Below are 20,371 nucleotides of genomic sequence, written 5' to 3'. Positions count from 1 at the left end.
TTAACGTACCTTGAGCGTTGCCAGGCCAATCAGCACCAGCATCAGCGAAATAATCCAGAAGCGCACGATCACGCGCGGCTCCGGCCAGCCTTTCAGTTCATAGTGATGGTGGATCGGCGCCATGCGGAAAATACGCTGACCGCGCAGCTTGAACGAACCCACCTGCAGAATCACCGACAGCGTCTCGACCACAAATACGCCGCCCATGATCACCAGCAAAAATTCCTGACGCAGCAGCACTGCCAGCGTGCCCAGTGCGCCACCCAGCGCCAGCGACCCCACGTCGCCCATGAAGACCTGCGCCGGATAGGTGTTGAACCACAGGAAGCCGAGACCGGCCCCGACAATCGCGGTACAGACAATCACCAGCTCACCGGCGTGGCGCAGATACGGGATGTGCAGATACTCAGCGAATTTCACGTTACCGGTCGCCCAGGCCACCAGTGCAAATCCCGCCGCGACAAACACCGTTGGCATGATGGCCAGACCATCCAGACCGTCTGTCAGGTTGACCGCATTACCGGTTCCGACAATCACAAAGTAGGCCAGCACCACGTAGAACAGGCCGAGCTGCGGCATAACATCTTTGAAGAAGGGCACCACCAGCTGTGTGGCAGGCGTATCTTTACCGGCGATGAACAGCGCGAACGCCACGCCGAGCGAAATCACCGACATCCAGAAATATTTCCAGCGCGCGATCAGGCCTTTAGTGTCTTTACGCACCACTTTGCGATAGTCATCAACAAAGCCAATTACGCCAAAACCGACCAGTACCACCAGCACGCACCAGACGTAAGGATTGGACGGATAAGCCCACATCAGCACCGAAACCGTGATGGAGGTCAGAATCATTATGCCGCCCATGGTCGGCGTGCCGCGCTTGCTGAAGTGCGACTCCGGACCATCGTTACGTACCACCTGGCCAATCTGCAGTTTCTGCAGCCAGGCGATCAGGCGCGGGCCCATCCATAAAGAGATGAACAGAGCGGTCAGCAGGCTGACAATGGCGCGAAACGTCAGATAGGAAAAGACGTTAAAGCCGGAATAAAATGCGACCAGATGTTCGGCCAGCCAGACTAGCATGTTCCTTTCTCCTGTAAGCTCTGTACTACCTGCTCCATGGCGGCACTACGTGAACCTTTAACCAAAATAGTGATGTCCGCATGTTCGGACAGCAGCGTGCGTAAACGTTCAGTCAGTTCAGCTTTACTGGCGAAATGTTCGCCCCGGCCGCTGCTTTCACTAATCAAATGGCTGAACCTGCCGGTGCTCAGCACACAATCAATACCAGCGGCTTTCGCCGCTTCACCCACCTGACGATGACAGGCTTCGGCTTCGTCGCCCAGCTCGCCCATGTCGCCGACCACCATGACGCGGAAGCCCGGCATATCGCCCAGCACCTGCGCAGCGGCGGTCATCGAACCGACGTTGGCGTTGTAGCTGTCATCCAGCAGCAGCTGATTACCGGCGAGGCGAATCGGGAACAGGCGCCCAGGAACGGGCTGTAAGGTTTTAAGGCCAGACTGGATAGCGGTTAACGGCGCGTCAACCGACAGCGCCAGCGCGGCAGCAGCCAGCGCATTAGCGATATTGTGCCGACCCGGCAGCGGCAGCTCGACGGCGATGTCGCCGCGCGGCGTGTGCAGGGTAAACAGCGTGGCGTCAGCGCGCAGTACGATATCGCTGGCGCGGAACTCCGCGTCTGCCATCGGCTGCGGCGAGAAGCGCCACAGGGTTTTGTCAGCGAACTGCGGCTGCCAGTTGGGCAGATCGTTGCTGTCAGCGTTGATGATTGCAGTGCCGTGCACCGGTAAGCCGCCAAAGATTTCGCCTTTGGCTTTTGCCACTCCCGCCAGTGAACCGAAGCCTTCCAGATGCGCCGCCGCCAGATTGTTGACCAGCGCGGTTTCCGGACGCACCAGATTGGTGGTGTAGGCGATTTCACCCTGATGGTTCGCGCCCATTTCAATCACGGCATACGCGTGTTGCGGGGTAAGACGCAGCAGCGTCATCGGCACGCCGTAATCGTTGTTGAGATTGCCGGCGGTATACAGCGTTTCACCGCACTGGCGCAGAATCGCTGCGGTCATCTCTTTCACGGAGGTTTTACCGGAGGAGCCGGTCAGCCCTACCACGCGCGCTTTCGCCTGCTGACGCACCAAGGCGCCGAGCTGACCAAAGGCGATACGCGTGTCAGCGACCACCACCTGCGGCACGTCAACCGCTAAACGACGATTCACCAGCAGCGCCTGTGCGCCACTGGCGATAGCATCGGCGGCAAAATCGTGCGCATCAAAACGTTCGCCCACCAGCGCGACAAACAGGCTGCCTGGGGTGACTTTACGGGTATCCGTGGTGACATCCGCTATAGTGAGATCGCTGCCGTGCAGCTGCCCACCGCTAATCTCTGCCAGGGTTTTCAGCGTAACCGGAATCATGCCATTACCCCCAGCAAACGGGCGACGGTGTCGCGGTCAGAGTAGTCAAGGCGGCGGTTGCCGATGATTTGATAATCTTCATGGCCTTTACCGGCCACCAGCACGATGTCGTCGGCGCTGGCCTGCATCACCGCATGGGTAACCGCCTGCGCTCGTCCTGCAATAACGCGTGCCCGGCCCGGATCGAGCAGACCGGTGAGAATGTCGTTAACAATCGCCGTCGGCTCTTCGCTCCGCGGATTGTCATCGGTGATCACCACGATATCGGCAAACTGTTCGGCAATCGCGCCCATCAGCGGGCGTTTGCCTTTGTCACGGTCGCCACCGCAGCCAAATACGCACCACAGCTGGCCCTTGCAGTGCAGCCGGGCCGCTTCCAGCGCTTTTTCCAGCGCGTCTGGCGTATGCGCGTAATCCACCACCACCGTCGGCTTGTGCGCGGCGGTGAACACTTCCATACGCCCGCACACCGGCTGCAGCTGGCTGGCACTGGCCACCAGCGTGTCGAGCGGATAATCCAGCGTCAGCAGTGTCGCCAGCGCCAGCAGCAGATTGCTGACGTTAAAGGCACCCATCAGGCGGCTGTCAAACTCGCCGTTGCCCCAGCTCGAACTGAACTGCACGTGTGCGCCACCGTCGTGATAATCGATCGCTGTCGCCTGCAGCCAGCGGCCACGACAGCCGGGCTGCAGATTGTTGCTCAGCGTAACGGCCACGGCATCCGGTAATTTTTCCAGCCAGCGGCGGCCCACTTCATCATCAGCGTTGATGATGGCCTCGCCTACCTGATGCTCAGAAAACAGCAGCCACTTGGCCGATTCGTAGCCCTGCATGTCACCGTGATAATCAAGGTGATCGCGACTCAGATTGGTAAATACCGCGGCGGCAAACGGCAGCGCGGCCACGCGATGCTGCACCAGACCGTGCGAAGAAACCTCCATCGCGGCGACGCTAGCCCCCTGTCCGACGAGATCGTGCAGAATATGCTGTACATCCACCGCCGAGCCGGTGGTGTTTTCACTCGGCACCAGCTGACCGTACAGGCCATTGCCCACCGTGCCCATCACCGCGCCGGTTTCGCCTAGCAGGTTGGCCCACTGCGCAATCAGCTGCGTGGTGGTGGTTTTACCGTTAGTGCCGGTCACACCAATCAGCTTTAATTTTTCAGCCGGCTGCTGGTAGAAACGCCCGGCCAGCGCGGAGAGGCGCTGCGGCAGCTGAGCCAGATAGATAACCGGGACGCCGTGCATCTCGCGGATATCACCATCGCTGGCTTCGCCTTCAGCCTCGGCAATGACCGCCGCCACACCCTGGGCGATGGCCTGTGGAATAAATCGACGTCCATCAGCATGATGGCCCGCCACGGCGATAAACAGATCGCCAGCAGCCGCAGCGCGGCTGTCCAGTGTCATGTCACGGAGTGGACGCGCCGGCGCGCCAGGCACCCACGGGGCCAGCAAGTCGCGCAGGTTACGATCTGTCACTTGATTCCTCACTTCTCTTATTCTTCACCAACTCGTTTTTATCCACCGTTGGCAGCGCATCCGGTTCAATGTTCATGGTGCGCAGGACACCGCCCATGATGGCGCCAAATACCGGTGCAGAAACCGCACCACCATAATATTTACCGGCCTGGGGATCGTTGATCACCACCACCAGCGCAAAACGCGGGCGACTGGCAGGCGCAACGCCCGCGGTGTAAGCAATGTATTTATTGACGTAGCGTCCGTCCGGCCCGACTTTTTTCGCGGTACCGGTTTTGATCGCGATGCGATAGCCCTTGATGGCGGCTTTAACACCACCGCCACCCGGCAGCGCCACGCTTTCCATCATGTGCATCACGGTTTTCACCAGGTCTTCCGGGAAAACACGCTCGCCCGCCACCGGCGGGTCAACTTTGGTAATCGACAGCGGGCGATTGATGCCGTAGCTGCCAATGGTTGCGTAGACTCGCGCTAACTGTAACGGCGTTACCATTAGCCCGTAGCCGAAAGAGAAGGTGGCCCTCTCTATGTCAGACCACCGTTGTTTTTGAGGGTATAAGCCACTACTTTCCCCGACCAGCCCCAAATTGGTCGGTTTACCCAGGCCAAAGCGCGCGTAAGTTTCTACCAGCGCTGAGGAGGGCATCGCTAACGCGAGGCGCGAAACCCCGACGTTACTCGACTTCTGCAGAACCCCGGTAAGGGTCAATTCGTTATAGCGCGCCACGTCTTTGATCTCATGACCATTGACGCGATACGGCACGGTGTTCAGAACGCTGTTCTCTTTCACTACGCCGCGCTGCAGTGCGGTCATCACCACCATTGGCTTCACGGTGGAACCTGGCTCGAAGATGTCGGTAATAGCGCGGTTACGCATCACGTCTTTCGGCGTGTTGCTGAGATTATTGGGGTTGTAAGCCGGGCTGTTGGCCATCGCCAGCACTTCGCCAGTGTTCACGTCCACCAGCACCGCAGTGCCCGATTCGGCTTTGTTAAAGGCAACGGCATTGTTCAGTTCGCGGTACACCAGCGCCTGCAGGCGCTCGTCGATGCTCAGCGTCAGGTTGTGCGCGGCGCGACTGTCGACCGAGGAGATATCCTCAATTACCCGTCCGTAACGGTCTTTGCGCACGGTACGTTCGCCCGGCTCGCCGGTCAGCCATTTATCAAAGCTCTTCTCGATGCCTTCAATGCCCTGGCCGTCAATGTTGGTAAAGCCAATCAGGTGGGCAGTGACCTGGCCGGCCGGATAGTAGCGGCGCGACTCCTGACGCAGGTAAATACCGGGCAACTTAAGCTTTTTCACGTATTCGCCAATCGCCGGGTTAACCTGACGGGCGAGGTAAATAAAGCGCCCTTTTGGATTGGCGTTGACGCGCGCCGCCAGCTGATCGAGCGGGATCGACAGCGCATCCGACAGCGCTTTCCAGCGACTATCGACGGTGACGCCGCCGTGCTCGGTCAGCTCTTTGGGATCGGCCCAGATGGCGTTAACCGGCACGCTTACCGCCAGCGGGCGTCCGGCGCGATCGCTGATCATGCCGCGTGCGGTAGGCACTTCCTGCACGCGTAGCGAACGTAAATCGCCTTCCTTCACCAGCTTATCCGGGCTGATGACCTGCAGCCACGCCACGCGCGACAGCAATCCGCCCAGCGCCAGAAGAATACAGCCGCACAGCAACGCAAAACGCCAGCTTACAAAGCTGGCCTTATCTTCCTGTTTTCTTAACTTCAGCGTTTTGCCTGCGCCGCTCATTGAGGTCTGCGATTCCTTATTTCTGCACCACAATATTTTCCTGTGAAGGATCAACATGCTGCAACTGCAGCTTATCGGTTGCTATCCGTTCTACCCGGCTGTGATCGCCCAGCGCATTCTCTTCGAGGATCAGGTTGCGCCATTCGATATCCAGCGCATCACGCTCCAGCACCAGCTGCTCACGCTGCGCCGTCAGCAGACGGGTCTTATGCGTGGTGGTCACCACCAGCACCGAAGAAACCAGCACGGCGATCAGCAGCAGCAGCGGGATCTTGCCAAAACGCAGCAGATCGCCACCAATGACGCCGGGCAGGCTGTGACGCTCATTGCCAATCACGATGCGGTTCTCTCAGCGATACGCAGGACCGAACTGCGCGCGCGCGGGTTGTCTTTGACTTCGGCTTCGCCAGGAATCAGCTTGCCGAGGGTTTTCAGTTCACGTCCGCCCAGCGCTTTCAGCTGGCTCTCGGTCATCGGAATCCCGGCCGGCACCTGCGGACCGCGGCTCTGGTCACGCATGAAGCGCTTCACCAGCCGATCCTCCAGTGAGTGGAAGCTGATGATGGATAAACGCCCGCCCGGTGCCAGCACCGTTAATGCCCCTTTCAGCGCGATATCGATCTCTTCCAGCTCACTGTTGATCCAGATGCGTATCGCCTGGAAGCTGCGCGTCGCCGGATGCTTAAACTTGTCTTTTACCGGCGTTGCCGCCGCAATCAGATCGGCCAGCTCTTTGGTGCGCGTCATCGGCTGTTCCCGGTTGCGCTCGACAATGGCGCGGGCGATGCGTTTCGCGAAGCGCTCTTCGCCGTAGGTTTTCAGCACAAACGCAATATCTGCCTCTTCCGCGCTCTGCAACCACTCGGCTGCCGACTGACCGCGCGTCGGATCCATACGCATATCCAGCGGCCCGTCGCGCATAAAGGAGAAACCGCGCTCGGCGTCATCCAGCTGAGGCGAAGAGACGCCCAAATCCAGCAGTACGCCGTCGATTTTGCCGGTCAGCCCGCGCTCTTCGACATACTCAGCCAGCGCTGAAAACGGCCCGTGCACAATCGAGAAACGTGGATCTTTTATCTCAGCGGCTGCGGCTATGGCTTGCGGATCGCGATCGATCGCCAGTAACTGCCCGTGCGCGCCAAGCTGCGACAGGATCAGGCGTGAGTGACCGCCGCGACCAAAGGTGCCGTCAATATAAATGCCGTCTTCCCTGATATTAAGGCCGTTAACCGCCTCATCGAGCAGCACCGTGGTGTGTTTAAAATTTTCCTGCATAGCTATAGCGACAAGTCCTGCAACCGCTCAGATAAAGGCTCCTGAGCTGACTGTTCTGCGTCAATATCGTCCTTAACTTGTTGATACCAGGTCTGTTCATCCCACAGCTCAAACTTGTTGAACTGTCCAACCAGCATCACTTCTTTGGTTAGGCTCGCATGCTGGCGCAACGTATTCGCCAGCAGTAAACGGCCTGCGTTATCCATCTGGCACTCGCTGGCATGTCCTAACAGCAGACGCTGCACGCGACGCTCGTTCGGATTCATACTGGATAACCGGGCCAGTTTTTTCTCAATAATTTCCCATTCGGGCAGGGTATAAAGCAGCAGGCAGGGCTGATGGAGGTCAATGGTGCAAACCATTTGACCCTGAGACTCTGCGAGCAGCAATTCGCGATAACGCGTCGGCACCGCCAGGCGCCCTTTGCTGTCGAGATTGACTAACGTTGCTCCACGGAACATGCCAGCCCTACCCCTCAGTTACCCGTTTTCACCACTTTATCCCACTTTTTACCACGAAACGAGTTTACGGAGCCGATGAAATCCTTGTCAAGCCGCAACGGCAAGTGAATATCACTCTTTACACCGAATGAAATTAACCGGAGAGAAGAATAAGAGGAGAATGAATGGTCAATTTAAAATTAACCTGATGAATAACAGTATAAAAAAAATTTGCGTTAGATTTATCGGTGAAAATTAGCGCAATTTTACCGCTGCGATTATTCTGCCCCAATCTGCGACGGCGGCGGCATTTTAGGGGATTTCTGAAAGGAAGCCCAGCACCATCGCGTCAGCTCTGCTATGCGCGATTGCTGAAGATGTAAACAAATAAGAAAATCCAGCGCCGATAATTCGTTAGCCGGGGCGATGATAATTTACGCTTTTTTACGCCCGTGTGCGTCTGGTTAAATATGGATGAGAGAAATTAGCGCGGGCGACGTCTCGCCCGACGCTTCATTTAGCGCGACGACTTAATTGTCCGCGGCGGAATAAATTACGGCGGATACGGGTTAAACCTGGCTTCGGTTTGCGTGGCTCATCCAGCGAAGCCAGCACCAGCTCGAGCACACGCTCAGCGACATCGCGATGGCGCTGCCCTACCGCCAGCACCGGGCACTCCAGAAAGTCTAATAATTCGTGGTCGCCGAAAGTCGCAATAGCCAGGTCTGTCGGCAAGCGGCCGTCACGCTTCAGCGTCACGTCCATCACCCCCTGCAGCAGGCCAAACGAGGTGGTAAACAGCGCTTCGGGCATCGCGTGGTCTTCGAGGTATTTTTCAAACAGCGTCGCCGCTGCGGCGCGGTCAAAGCTGTTGCAATAGATGAAATCGATCGGGCGCTCATCACCCTGCCACGCCTCGCGGAACCCCATTTCACGCAGGAAGCTGACCGACAGCTCCGGCAGCGCGCCGAGAAACAACACGTTTTTCACCGGCAGCTGACGCAATTCAGCCGCCAGCGCCTGCGCGTCATCCTGATCGGCACCGACCACGCTGGTGAAGTGTTCACGATCCAGCGCGCGGTCCAGCGCGATAATCGGCAGCGGATCGTTGACCCAGCGCTGATAGAACGGATGTTCCGGCGGCAGCGACGTGGAGACGATGATCGCATCCACCTGACGCTGCAGCAGGTGCTCAATGCAGCGCATTTCGTTATCCGGCTGATCTTCAGAACAGGCAATCAGCAGCTGATAGCCGCGCTGACGCGCCTGGCGTTCAAGATAGTTGGCGATGCGGGTATAACTGGTGTTTTCCAGATCGGGGATCACCAGACCAATCGAACGGGTGCGTCCGGCGCGCAGGCCCGCAGCCACCGCGTTGGGGTGATAGTTGTACTCACGCACCACCGCCATGACTTTCTCAACGGTTTTGTCGCTGACACGATACTGCCGCGCTTTGCCATTGATGACATAGCTCGCCGTGGTGCGCGACACGCCCGCCAGGCGCGCAATTTCATCCAGTTTCACGATGACACCTTAATTCTGATAAGCCAGGGCTGGCGAAAATGTCCGCAGAGTAGCTAAGGGTAAAACATTTGTAACATCTAACCGCAGAACAGTACGCTGAGCAACCGCTTTTCATGCACAAGCGGCCGAAGCGCATAAAATAAAAAAACCCGGCATTCCGCCGGGTTAGCTTGAAAACCGATGATAACTTTGCGGTATTAACGCATTACGCGATCGCCGCGTGATACCCCGACGATGCCGGAACGCGCCACTTCAACGATTTCCGCCACTTCGCGCACGGTGTTGAGGAACGCGTCGAGTTTATCGCTGGTGCCGGCCAGCTGAACCGTGTACAGCGTCGGCGTCACATCGATGATCTGCCCACGGAAAATTTCCGCGCTGCGTTTTACCTCTTCACGACCGTACCCGCTGGCCTGAATCTTCACCAGCATGATTTCACGCTCGACGTAAGCGCCCTGCCCCAGTTCGCTGACGCGCAACACGTCCACCAGCTTGTGCAGCTGCTTTTCGATCTGCTCCAGCACTTTCTGGTCGCCCACGGTCTGAATGGTCATACGCGACAGGGTAGGATCGTCGGTCGGTGCGACGGTCAGGCTCTCAATGTTATAGCCGCGCTGGGAAAACAGCCCCACCACGCGCGACAATGCGCCGGATTCGTTCTCCAGCAGAACTGATAAAATACGACGCATAATTAAGTCCTCTCCGTTTTGCTCAACCACATCTCATCCATCGCGCCACCGCGAATCTGCATCGGGTAGACGTGCTCGCTGCCGTCCACCGTGACATCCACAAACACCAGACGCCCTTTCGCCAGCGTATCGAGCGCCAGCTGCAGCTTCTCTTCCAGCTCAGCCGGATGCTGAATCGCGATGCCCACGTGGCCATAGGCTTCCGCCAGACGCACGAAGTCCGGCAGCGATTCCATATAGGATTGTGAATGGCGGCCGGAGTAAATCATGTCCTGCCACTGTTTCACCATGCCGAGGAAGCGGTTGTTCAGGTTCAGCACCAGCACCGGCAGGTCATACTGTAGCGCGGTCGACAGCTCCTGAATGTTCATCTGGATACTGCCGTCGCCGGTCACGCAAATTACGGTTTCCTGCGGCAGCGCCATCTTCACGCCGAGTGCCGCCGGCAGGCCAAAGCCCATAGTGCCGAGGCCGCCGGAGTTGATCCAGCGGCGCGGTTTATCGAACTGATAGTAAAGCGCGGCGAACATCTGGTGCTGGCCGACGTCCGAGGTCACATACGCCTCACCGTGCGTCAGACGACAAATGGTTTCGATCACCGCCTGCGGTTTGATTTTGTCGCTGGTACGGTCAAACTCCAGGCACTTGCGGCTGCGCCAGCCTTCAATGCTCTGCCACCAGTCACGCAGGCTGTCGAGCTCCTGCTTCGCCTCGCTCTGCGCCAGCAGCTCCAGCATCTGCGTCAGCGTCTGTCTGGCATCGCCGACAATCGGAATATCGGCGCTGACGGTTTTGGAGATCGAGGTCGGATCGACGTCAATGTGCATCACGGTGGCATTCGGGCAATACTTCGCCAGATTGTTGGTGGTGCGGTCGTCGAAGCGTACGCCGATACCAAAGATCAGATCGGCATTGTGCATGGTCATGTTGGCTTCATAGGTGCCGTGCATACCCAGCATGCCCACACACTGACGATGCGTGCCCGGGAACGCGCCCAGCCCCATCAGCGAGGTAGTGACCGGAATATTCAGCTGCTCTGCCAGCTGCAGCAGTTCCGCCTCGCAGCCTGAAGTAATGGCCCCGCCGCCGACGTAAATTACCGGCTTGTGCGCCGCCAGCAGCGTCTGCAGCGCGCGCTTGATCTGGCCTTTGTGGCCCTGCAGCGTCGGATTGTAAGAGCGCATGCTGACGGTTTCCGGCCACACGTAAGGCAGCTTGTTGGCCGGATTCAGAATATCTTTTGGCAGATCGATCACCACCGGCCCCGGACGACCGCTGGCCGCCAGCCAGAAGGCTTTTTTCAGCACCGTCGGAATCTCTTCGGTGCTTTTCACCAGGAAGCTGTGCTTCACCACCGGACGCGAAATCCCCACCATGTCGCACTCCTGGAAGGCGTCATAGCCAATCAGCGAGGACGGCACCTGACCGGAGAGGATCACCAGCGGAATGGAATCCATATAAGCGGTCGCAATACCGGTGATGGCGTTGGTAGCGCCAGGACCTGAGGTGACCAGCACCACGCCGACTTCGCCGGTCGCGCGCGCCAGGCCATCCGCCATATGTACAGCGCCCTGCTCGTGACGCACCAGCACGTGGTCAATACCACCGACCGTTTGCAGCGCATCATAAATATCGAGCACCGCACCGCCCGGATAACCGAATACCTGCTTAACGCCCTGATCGATTAACGAACGGACGACCATTTCGGCTCCTGACAACATCTCCATTTTCTGCCTCCAGGCTTGAGAGCCAGCTGCGCCAGCAAACGCTATCCTGCGTGCCGCTCGCATCTGTCCCTTTATTGCCAATTAAGATCAAAACCTTATGTTTATGCTCAGAAGACGCCATTCATTTCGTCTTCCAGGTACAGGGAATCTACCTGCGTGGATTCTTTTGAGAGTAGGTCGATTACCATAACCGCAGAAAACCCGGCCTGCAAACGTCATAAGGCGGCACGGCGCTGTCAGTGACAAAAAAGGCACTGACGCGTGATTATCGCCCGGGAGGAATAAACTAATGCGATGGCATAAGGACAGAGGAAAATGCTGGTTTGCAGATTATTTACAGCGTGTTGTAAGAAATATGATTTTCATATTGCCAGCGTGTTTAGCCCACAATTTTTTCCGTTACCGCGTTTCTGGCGTGATTAACTCTTAAATCCCTCTTCCACATCACAATCTGCTAAGCAACAAGCTTTATCTTGTTTTTCCACCTGACGAATAAGCCTTACTAAAAACATATAATTCAGCAACTTAAAATTATCCGCCTTTTTTAAAAGATTTTTTAAAGTGGCATAACGCGCTAAGCCACCGTTAATTAATGGCAATGCTCTGTGATGACCGATAATCCCAGCACATCGCCCTTTTCCGGCCAGAGAAATACCCTTTCACTTAGGGTTGACATCGCCAGGCGAATCCAGTACCAATATGTGCAGCACTCATTTTACGAGGTTTGATTCATGTCACGTTCTTTTCGTCTACTCGGTCTACTACTTAACGCATCCAGTTTGCGCGGTAGACTCGTGGGCGAAATCAACAACTGATTCGAACCTGCTGAAAGTTAAAAAACCCGCGCCACTGCGCGGGTTTTTTTATGCTCGTAGCACCGGCGAAGTCAATGCAAAAGGAAGATGACCATGAGCCAGCAAGTAATAATTTTCGATACCACTCTGCGCGACGGCGAACAGGCATTACAGGCCAGCCTGAGTGTTAAAGAAAAACTGCAGATCGCCCTGGCGCTGGAAAGGATGGGCGTGGATGTAATGGAAGTCGGTTTTCCGGTCTCTTCGCCGGGTGATTTCGAATCCGTGCAGACCATTGCCCGGACCATCAAAAACAGCCGCGTGTGTGGTCTGGCGCGCTGTGTCGAGAAAGATATCGACGCGGCTTACGAATCGCTGCGCGTGGCCGACGCCTTCCGTATTCACACCTTTATCGCCACTTCGCCGATGCACATCGCCACTAAACTGCGCAGCACGCTGCCGGAAGTGATCGAACGCGCGGTGCACATGATTAAGCGGGCGCGCAACTATACCGATGACGTTGAGTTCTCCTGCGAAGACGGTGGCCGTACGCCAATTGACGACCTGTGCCGCATGGTAGAAGCCGTGATCAACGCCGGCGCCACCACCATCAATATTCCGGACACCGTGGGCTACACCCTGCCGGGCGAGTACGCCAACATTATTGGTCAGCTGGTACAGCGCGTGCCGAACATCGACAAAGCGATTCTGTCCGTTCACACCCATGACGATCTGGGCATGGCGACCGGTAACGCCATTTCGGCAGTGCTGGCCGGTGCGCGTCAGGTCGAAGGCACGCTGAACGGCCTGGGCGAGCGCGCCGGTAACTGTGCGCTGGAAGAGGTGATCATGGCGATTAAAACCCGTCAGCAGATCATGAACGTGCACACCAATATCAATCATCAGGAAATCTACCGCACCAGCCAGATTGTCAGCCAGATCTGCAACATGCCGATCCCGGCCAACAAAGCGGTGGTCGGTTCCAACGCCTTCGCCCACTCCTCCGGTATTCATCAGGATGGCGTGCTGAAGAACCGTGAAAACTACGAAATCCTGACGCCAGAATCGATTGGCCTGCACAAAATTCAGCTGAACCTGACCTCCCGCTCCGGCCGTGCCGCCGTGAAGCACCGTATGGAAGAGATGGGTTACAAAGAGTCCGATTACAACCTGGATACGCTGTACGATGCCTTCCTGAAGCTGGCGGACAAAAAAGGCCAGGTGTTCGATTACGACCTGGAAGCGCTGGCCTTCATTAATAAGCAGAATGAAGAGCCGGAGTACTTCCAGCTGAACGAATTCAACGTGCAGACCGGCTCCAGCGTCACTGCGACGGCGTCGGTGCAGCTGGGCTGCGGCGAAGAGGCCAAAGCCGACGCCGCCACCGGTAACGGTCCGGTTGATGCCGTCTACCAGGCTATTAACCGTATCACCGGCTTCGATGCTGAGCTGGTGAACTACAAGCTGACCGCGAAAGGCCACGGTGAAAACGCGCTGGGTCAGGTCGATATCGTGGTCAACTACAACGGACGTAAATTCCACGGCGTGGGCCTGGCGACCGATATCGTCGAATCCTCGGCGAAAGCGATGGTGAATGCCCTGAACAATATCTGGCGGGCAAAGCAGGTCGAAAAAGAATTGCAGCGTAAATTTAAAGATCAGAAGGAAACGGTGTAACTATGACTCAGTCTTATCATATTGCGGTAATGCCAGGCGACGGAATCGGTCCGGAAGTGATGGCGCAGGCCATGAAAGTTCTCGACGCGATTCGCGCGCGCTTCGATATGCGCATCACCACCAGCGAATATGATGTCGGCGGTATCGCCATCGATCGTCACGGTGAACCTTTACCCGCCCCCACCGTGGCCGGTGCTGAGCAGGCCGATGCCATTCTGTTCGGCTCGGTCGGCGGTCCAAAATGGGAACACCTGCCGCCGGCTGGCCAGCCTGAGCGCGGTGCGCTGCTGCCGCTGCGTAAACACTTCAAACTGTTCAGCAACCTGCGCCCGGCGGCGCTGTACAAAGGTCTGGAAGCATTTTGCCCGCTGCGCAGCGACATCGCCGCCCGCGGCTTCGATATCCTGTGCGTGCGTGAGCTGACCGGTGGCATCTATTTCGGCCAGCCGAAAGGCCGCGAAGGCAGCGGCGCGCATGAACGCGCTTTTGATACCGAGGTCTATCACCGTTTCGAAATCGAGCGTATTGCCCGCAACGCCTTTGAAGCTGCGCGCAAGCGTCGTAACAAAGTGACTTCCGTTGATAAAGCTAACGTGCTGGCGACCTCAGTGATGTGGCGTGAAATCGTCAACGAAGTGGCAAAAGATTATCCGGATGTGCAGCTGAGCCATATGTACATCGACAACGCCACCATGCAGCTGATTAAGGATCCGTCGCAGTTTGACGTTTTACTCTGCTCGAATTTGTTTGGTGACATTCTGTCGGACGAGTGCGCGATGATTACCGGCTCGATGGGCATGCTGCCTTCGGCCAGCCTGAATGAAGAGGGATTCGGCCTGTTCGAACCGGCGGGCGGTTCCGCACCGGATATCGCCGGCCAGAACATCGCCAACCCGATTGCGCAGATTCTGTCGCTGGCGATGCTGCTGCGTTTCAGCCTGAACGCTGACGCCGCTGCGGATAGCATTGAGCGCGCGGTAAGCCGTGCGCTGGAAGCGGGCCATCGCACCCGTGATTTGGCCGGTGACGGCCCTGCCGTGAGCACCGATGAAATGGGCAGCATCATTGCCGGTTACATCAGCGAGGAAAAATAACAAAATGAAAAGCTTATACCAGAAGTTATTTGATGCACATGTCGTTCACGAAGCGCCAGACGAAACGCCGTTGCTGTATATCGATCGTCACCTGATTCACGAAGTCACCTCGCCGCAGGCGTTTGACGGTCTGCGTGCGCACGGCCGCAAAGTGCGCCAGCCGTCGAAGACCTTTGCCACCATGGACCACAACGTTTCCACCCAGACCAAAGACATCAACGCCTCGGGTGAAATGGCACGTATTCAGATGCAGGAGCTGATGAAGAACTGTGCTGAGTTCGGCATTCAGCTGTATGACCTGAACCACCCGTTCCAGGGCATTGTGCACGTGATCGGTCCTGAGCAGGGCATGACGCTGCCAGGCATGACCATCGTTTGCGGCGACTCGCACACCGCAACGCACGGCGCCTTCGGTTCCCTGGCGTTCGGTATCGGCACCTCCGAAGTGGAGCACGTGTTCGCCACCCAGACCCTGAAACAGGGCCGGGCGAAAACCATGAAGATTGAAGTGCTGGGCGAAGCTGCGCCGGGCATCACCGCCAAAGACATCGTGCTGGCGATCATCGGTAAAACCGGCAGCGCCGGCGGCACCGGTCACGTGGTTGAATTCTGTGGCCCGGCGATTGAAGCGCTGAGCATGGAAGGCCGCATGACGCTGTGCAACATGGCGATTGAGATGGGCGCCAAAGCGGGCCTGGTAGCACCGGATGACACCACGTTTGCCTATCTGAAAGACAAGCAGTTTGCGCCGAAGGGCGAGCAGTGGGAGCAGGCAGTGGCTTACTGGCGCACGCTGAAGTCTGACAGCGACGCGCAGTTTGACGCCGTTGTGACGCTGAATGCTGCCGATATCGCGCCACAGGTCACCTGGGGCACCAATCCGGGCCAGGTGATGGCCGTGGATCAGGCCATCCCGAATCCGGCCTCGTTTGCCGATCCGGTTGAACGTGCTTCCGCCGAGAAAGCGCTGGCCTATATGGATCTGCAGCCGGGCATCAAACTGACTGAGGTAGCGATCGATAAAGTGTTTATCGGTTCCTGCACTAACTCACGTATCGAAGATCTGCGCGCGGCTGCCGCGATCGCCAAAGGCCGCAAAGTCGCGCCGGGCGTGGTTGCGATGGTGGTGCCAGGTTCCGGTCCGGTGAAAGCGCAGGCTGAAGCCGAAGGCCTGGACAAAATCTTCCTCGAAGCCGGTTTTGAATGGCGTCTGCCGGGCTGTTCGATGTGCCTGGCGATGAACAACGACCGTCTGAATCCGGGCGAGCGCTGTGCCTCAACCAGTAACCGTAACTTTGAAGGTCGCCAGGGTCGCGGCGGTCGCACCCATCTGGTGAGCCCGGCGATGGCTGCTGCGGCGGCGGTAACCGGTCGTTTTGCCGACATTCGTGAATTGACTCAGGGAGCTTAAGCCATGGCGAACAAATTTACCCAACACACCGGGATTGTGGCCCCGCTGGATGCCGCAAACGTCGACACCGATGCCATCATCCCGAAGCAGTTTTTACAGAAAGTGACGCGCACCGGCTTTGGCGCACACCTGTTCCACGACTGGCGTTTTGATGATGACGCCGGCACCCAGCCGACCGCCAGCTTCGTGCTGAATAAGCCGGAGTTCAAAGGCACCAGCATCCTGCTGGCGCGTGAGAACTTTGGCTGCGGCTCCTCGCGTGAACACGCGCCGTGGGCGCTGACCGACTTCGGTTTTCACGTGGTGATTGCGCCGAGTTTCGCTGACATCTTCTACGGTAACAGCTTTAACAACCAGCTGCTGCCGGTAAAGCTGAGCGAAGAGCAGGTCGATGAAATGTTCAAACTGGTGGCCGCGCAGCCGGGTATCCGCTTCACCGTGGATCTCGAAGCGCAGACCGTCACCGCCGGCGACAAGGTTTACCACTTTGAAATCGACAGCTTCCGCCGTCACTGCATGATCAACGGCCTCGACAGCATTGGCCTGACGCTGCAGCATGAAGCGTCCATCGCCAGTTACGAATCCAGCCAGCCAGCGTTTCTGCGTTAAGGTTTACCCGGTGCGCAGCAAGGCGCACCCTACAGCAAACGCGCCAGTAATTTGGTCGCCATTGATGGCGACCAAAGATGTGCAAAACATGCCCGAAACGCGCAATGCCCCGCAGGGTCGCCATTGATGGCGACCTTCAATCTCCACACCGCCCTCACCGCGCATCGCGTACACGCGCCGCCAGCACCAGCGCCACCACCGCCATCACTAACGCCAGCCAGTACACCGACTCATGACCAAAGCGCTCACTCAGTATCCCCTGGATCAGGCCGGCGATAATCAACCCGGTTGAAATCGAGGTGGTGAACATGGTGGTCGCCGCACCGGCACGGCCCGGCATCAAATCCTGAAACCACAGCATACCTATGCCGGCGATGATGCCGATAAACGCGGCATTAAACAGCTGCAGCACCATCAGCGCGGTTTGAGAACGGAACAGCACCAGCCCGAGATAAAATACAATCGCCGCCACCAGCGCCAGCAGCATCAGCTTGCGCTTGCCGTAGCGCTTCGCGTAATGGCCGGCCAGCAGCATGATCGGGATCTCCAGCCCGGCGGCGGTGCCCATCAGCAGACCCGCCAGCTTCTCCGGCAGGCCAAGGGTTGCGCTGATATACAGCGGCATATCAATGATATACATGGTATTACACGCCCACATCACCACCGAGGCGATAAACAGCAGCCGCACCTGGCTGTCTTTCCACGGGCTGAGCTGCATCAGCACCTGCTCCGGCGTGGCGGCGATGCGCGGCACCGAGGGCAGCGTGCGCCAGATCAGCAGCATACTCAGCAGAAAAATCACCGCCGCCACGCAGAACAGCGTGACGAAACCGTAGTTGAGCGCCAGCGCGAACGACAGCGGCGGCCCAATCACCCACGCCAGCGACAGCTGCGCGCGCATCACCGAACTGAACATCACTACTTCACGCGCCGACTGATCGGCATATTCACGCGCCAGCGCGAAGATCTGCGGAATCGCCACGCTGGCCAGCGCCGACAGCAGCACACCGAGGGTGATGAGCGTCAGATAGTGACGGTTAAAGGCAAACAGTAGCGCGTTGGCCACCGCCATCAGGCAGCAAAACAGGATCAGATGACGGCGATCGCCACGGTTATCCGAACGCTTCGCCATCAGCAGGCTGATCACGATCCCGGCGACGGCGTTGATGGTAAAGAACAGGCCGACCCAGAACGGCCGCACCTGCACCTCACGCGTCAAAAACAGGCTGAGCGTCGGCGCCTGTAACGCCCCCGCCACGCCGACCATAAATGACACCGCCATAAAGGAGAGGTAAACCGGATTCAGGCGGCGCGGCCGCGGTAACAGCGATTTCATGCAGAAATCCCTTTGAGGAAAAAGACCGGGAAAAAAACAGCGTAGAAGATTCCACAGCAAAACGAAAAAAGCCAGCAGAGAAAAACTCCGCTGGCGGTGAAATTGCACCCTACTCAGAAAAGGTTCCACGTCGGCGGAACCGCTGGCAGAGCGCCATTCATTACTGAATGCCTCCCGCTCTTCCATTACCCGCCAGTATGCCTCTAATATGGGGCAGGAAAAACTGAGCGAAGTCGAGAAGGAGTTCCCCTTTTATGTCCTCTGCGCGTCTGCAACAGCAGTTCATTCGCCTGTGGCAACACTGTCAGGGCCAGGATCAGGAAACCACGCTGAGCGAGCTGGCCGAACTGCTGCACTGCTCACGCCGCCACATGCGTAACCTGCTGAACGCCATGCAGGCGGCGGGCTGGCTGATCTGGCAGGCTGAAGCCGGTCGCGGTAAACGCTCGCTGCTGAGCTTCTGCTACACCGGACTGGCGCTACAGCAGCAGCGCGCCGAAGACCTGCTGGAGCAGGATCGCATCGACCAGCTGGTGCAGCTGGTGGGCGATAAAAACCAGGTGCGACAGATGATTGCCGCGCACCTTGGCCGCAGCTTTCGCCAGGGCAAGCATATTCTGCGCGTGCTCTACTACCGGCCCCTGCCTAACCTGCTGCCCGGCTCGCCGCTGCGCCGTTCAGAAACCCATCTGGCGCGACAGATATTCAGCGGCCTGACGCGTATAAATGAGGAAAAGGGGGAAATCGCCGCCGACATTGCCCATCACTGGCAGCAAACCTCTCCGCTGCACTGGCGCTTCTTCCTGCGGCCGGCAATCCGCTTTCATCATGGTCGCGAGCTGGAGATGGAGGATGTCATCGCTTCACTGGAACGGGTGCGCAGCCAGCCGCTTTTTTCGCACATCGACCAGCTGCACTCGCCGGCGCCGTGGACGCTGGATATCCATCTCAGCCAGCCGGACTGCTGGCTGCCGTGGCTGCTGGCCAGCGTCAGCGCCATGATTCTGCCGCGTGAGTGGCCGACGCTGCGCCACTTCGCCCGTCAGCCCATTGGCACCGGTCCGTACAGCGTGGTGCGCAATCAGCAAACCCAGCTGAAAATCGCCGCGTTTGATGACTACTTCGGCTACCGCGCGCTGATTGATGATGTCTCGATCTGGGTGCTGCCGGAGATCAGCGATGAGCTGGTCTACGCCGGTGTAAAACTGGAAGGCGAAAACGACGACGAAAAATCGGAAGAGAGTCGCCTCGAAGAGGGCTGCTATTTTCTGCTGTTCGATCAGCGATCTGAACGCGGGCGCGATGCCGGTTTCCGCCGCTGGGTGAGCGATCTGCTTAACCCTATCGCGCTGCTCAATCATGCCGGCATCGGCTATCAGCGCTACTGGTTCCCGGCTTATGGCCTGCTGCCGCGCTGGCACCATCGGCGCGATATCACCCCAGCCCACAAGCCCGACGGCGTGACCCAGCTGACGCTCAGCTGGTACAGCCACCACGTCGAACACGAGGGCATCGCCAATGCGCTGCGGCCGCTGCTGGCGCAGCAGGGCGTCGAGCTGATTACCCGCGAAGTGAGCTACGAAAGCTGGTTCGACGGCGCGGGCGAGAGTGACATCTGGCTGGGCAGCGTCAACTTTACCCTGCCGCTCGACTACGCCCTGTTCGCTCAGCTCTACGAGCTACCGCTGATGCATCACTGTATCCCGCTCGACTGGCAGGCCGACGCCGCGCGCTGGCGTGAGAAAGCGCTGCCGCTGGCGGAGTGGAGCAAACAGCTGGTAAACAGCGACTATCTGCATCCGCTGTTTCATCACTGGCTGCTGCTGGAGGGCCAGCGCAGCATGCGTGGCGTGCGGCTGAACACGCTCGGCTGGTTTGACTTCAAGTCCGCCTGGTTCGCCCCGCCGGAGCTGTAAAAAGGGCAGCATCGGACAACACGACCGGCAGGTGAACCTTTCGCGTTGTCCTGTAAATGTCTAGAATATGTCGTTCTCAACGGGGTGCCGGTTAACTGGCTGAGAGAGACCCGTCGAACCTGATCCGGCTCGTACCGGCGTAGGGATTTGAGATGCTCCGCCCTCAGATCCTTTGCGACGCAACCTTACCTTCTCCTTAAG

At 58.0% G+C, this 20,371-nt stretch carries 18 protein-coding genes and 1 riboswitch; of the genes, 6 read left to right on the top strand and 12 right to left on the bottom strand.

Annotation, left to right across the window (positions count from 1 at the left end):
* The 11 genes from mraY to F3J36_RS13135 form a co-directional block, all read right to left on the bottom strand.
* Window positions 1-1,083: a phospho-N-acetylmuramoyl-pentapeptide-transferase gene (gene mraY, locus F3J36_RS13185; RefSeq protein WP_021507563.1), complete on the bottom strand. Its 1,083-nt coding sequence runs from the start codon at window positions 1,081-1,083 to the stop codon at window positions 1-3.
* Entirely contained in the window at window positions 1,077-2,438 is a 1,362-nt protein-coding gene (gene murF / locus F3J36_RS13180) for a UDP-N-acetylmuramoyl-tripeptide--D-alanyl-D-alanine ligase (protein ID WP_166719845.1), read from the bottom strand. The genes mraY and murF overlap by 7 nt, the downstream gene beginning before the upstream one ends.
* Window positions 2,435-3,922: a UDP-N-acetylmuramoyl-L-alanyl-D-glutamate--2,6-diaminopimelate ligase gene (gene murE, locus F3J36_RS13175; RefSeq protein ID WP_166719844.1), complete on the bottom strand. Its 1,488-nt coding sequence runs from the start codon at window positions 3,920-3,922 to the stop codon at window positions 2,435-2,437. The genes murF and murE overlap by 4 nt, the downstream gene beginning before the upstream one ends.
* The gene (locus F3J36_RS13170) at window positions 3,909-5,678 is read right to left on the bottom strand and encodes a peptidoglycan glycosyltransferase FtsI (RefSeq protein WP_021507566.1); all 1,770 of its coding nucleotides are present in this window, start codon (window positions 5,676-5,678) and stop codon (window positions 3,909-3,911) included. The genes murE and F3J36_RS13170 overlap by 14 nt, the downstream gene beginning before the upstream one ends.
* 16 nt (window positions 5,679-5,694) lie before the next feature.
* The gene (gene ftsL, locus F3J36_RS13165) at window positions 5,695-6,015 is read right to left on the bottom strand and encodes a cell division protein FtsL (protein WP_021507567.1); all 321 of its coding nucleotides are present in this window, start codon (window positions 6,013-6,015) and stop codon (window positions 5,695-5,697) included.
* Window positions 6,012-6,953, bottom strand: a complete 942-nt coding sequence (gene rsmH / locus F3J36_RS13160) for a 16S rRNA (cytosine(1402)-N(4))-methyltransferase RsmH (protein WP_021507568.1) — start codon at window positions 6,951-6,953, stop codon at window positions 6,012-6,014. Before rsmH ends, ftsL begins: the two co-directional genes overlap by 4 nt.
* A gap of 2 nt (window positions 6,954-6,955) precedes the next feature.
* On the bottom strand, window positions 6,956-7,414 hold the full coding sequence (gene mraZ, locus F3J36_RS13155) for a division/cell wall cluster transcriptional repressor MraZ (protein WP_021507569.1): 459 nt from the start codon (window positions 7,412-7,414) through the stop codon (window positions 6,956-6,958).
* Between the two features lie 492 nt (window positions 7,415-7,906).
* On the bottom strand, window positions 7,907-8,917 hold the full coding sequence (gene cra / locus F3J36_RS13150) for a catabolite repressor/activator (RefSeq protein ID WP_010615604.1): 1,011 nt from the start codon (window positions 8,915-8,917) through the stop codon (window positions 7,907-7,909).
* 197 nt (window positions 8,918-9,114) lie between these two features.
* Window positions 9,115-9,606, bottom strand: a complete 492-nt coding sequence (gene ilvN, locus F3J36_RS13145) for an acetolactate synthase small subunit (RefSeq protein WP_010615603.1) — start codon at window positions 9,604-9,606, stop codon at window positions 9,115-9,117.
* A gap of 2 nt (window positions 9,607-9,608) precedes the next feature.
* Window positions 9,609-11,333 carry an acetolactate synthase 3 large subunit gene (gene ilvI, locus F3J36_RS13140; RefSeq protein WP_031279705.1) on the bottom strand — a complete coding sequence of 575 codons (1,725 nt, stop codon included), beginning with the start codon at window positions 11,331-11,333 and terminating at the stop codon, window positions 9,609-9,611.
* A gap of 419 nt (window positions 11,334-11,752) precedes the next feature.
* On the bottom strand, window positions 11,753-11,932 hold the full coding sequence (locus F3J36_RS13135; RefSeq protein WP_132466716.1) for a hypothetical protein: 180 nt from the start codon (window positions 11,930-11,932) through the stop codon (window positions 11,753-11,755).
* Window positions 11,933-12,064: 132 nt separating this feature from the next.
* Between F3J36_RS13135 and leuL the strand changes: the two genes are divergently transcribed.
* From leuL to leuD, 5 genes are all read left to right on the top strand, one after another.
* On the top strand, window positions 12,065-12,148 hold the full coding sequence (gene leuL, locus F3J36_RS24375; RefSeq protein WP_125308910.1) for a leu operon leader peptide: 84 nt from the start codon (window positions 12,065-12,067) through the stop codon (window positions 12,146-12,148).
* Window positions 12,149-12,241: 93 nt separating this feature from the next.
* Complete coding sequence (gene leuA / locus F3J36_RS13125) at window positions 12,242-13,804, top strand: 2-isopropylmalate synthase (protein WP_166719843.1); 1,563 nt, start codon at window positions 12,242-12,244, stop codon at window positions 13,802-13,804.
* Window positions 13,805-13,806: 2 nt separating this feature from the next.
* Entirely contained in the window at window positions 13,807-14,898 is a 1,092-nt protein-coding gene (gene leuB, locus F3J36_RS13120) for a 3-isopropylmalate dehydrogenase (RefSeq protein WP_166719842.1), read from the top strand.
* Between the two features lie 4 nt (window positions 14,899-14,902).
* Window positions 14,903-16,309, top strand: coding sequence for a 3-isopropylmalate dehydratase large subunit (gene leuC / locus F3J36_RS13115; protein ID WP_058759634.1), 1,407 nt, complete (start codon window positions 14,903-14,905; stop codon window positions 16,307-16,309).
* A 3-nt stretch (window positions 16,310-16,312) separates the two neighbouring features.
* Entirely contained in the window at window positions 16,313-16,918 is a 606-nt protein-coding gene (leuD, locus tag F3J36_RS13110) for a 3-isopropylmalate dehydratase small subunit (protein ID WP_021507574.1), read from the top strand.
* A 154-nt stretch (window positions 16,919-17,072) separates the two neighbouring features.
* On the opposite strand, the gene F3J36_RS13105 is transcribed toward leuD, so the two are convergent.
* Window positions 17,073-18,254, bottom strand: a complete 1,182-nt coding sequence (locus F3J36_RS13105; protein ID WP_021507575.1) for an MFS transporter — start codon at window positions 18,252-18,254, stop codon at window positions 17,073-17,075.
* 254 nt (window positions 18,255-18,508) lie between these two features.
* Here F3J36_RS13105 and sgrR point away from each other — a divergent pair, with 254 nt between their 5' ends.
* Window positions 18,509-20,170, top strand: coding sequence for an HTH-type transcriptional regulator SgrR (gene sgrR, locus F3J36_RS13100; RefSeq protein ID WP_166719841.1), 1,662 nt, complete (start codon window positions 18,509-18,511; stop codon window positions 20,168-20,170).
* Window positions 20,171-20,240: 70 nt separating this feature from the next.
* A riboswitch (TPP riboswitch) is annotated at window positions 20,241-20,334 on the top strand.
* Window positions 20,335-20,371 lie beyond the last annotated feature (37 nt).

The organism is Pantoea sp. Cy-640 (genome assembly GCF_011752635.1).
Taxonomy (GTDB): Bacteria; Pseudomonadota; Gammaproteobacteria; order Enterobacterales; family Enterobacteriaceae; genus Pantoea; species Pantoea dispersa.
The sequence above is the reverse complement of the archived record's forward strand: the minus strand, read 5'-3'. Positions and strand labels throughout refer to the sequence as shown.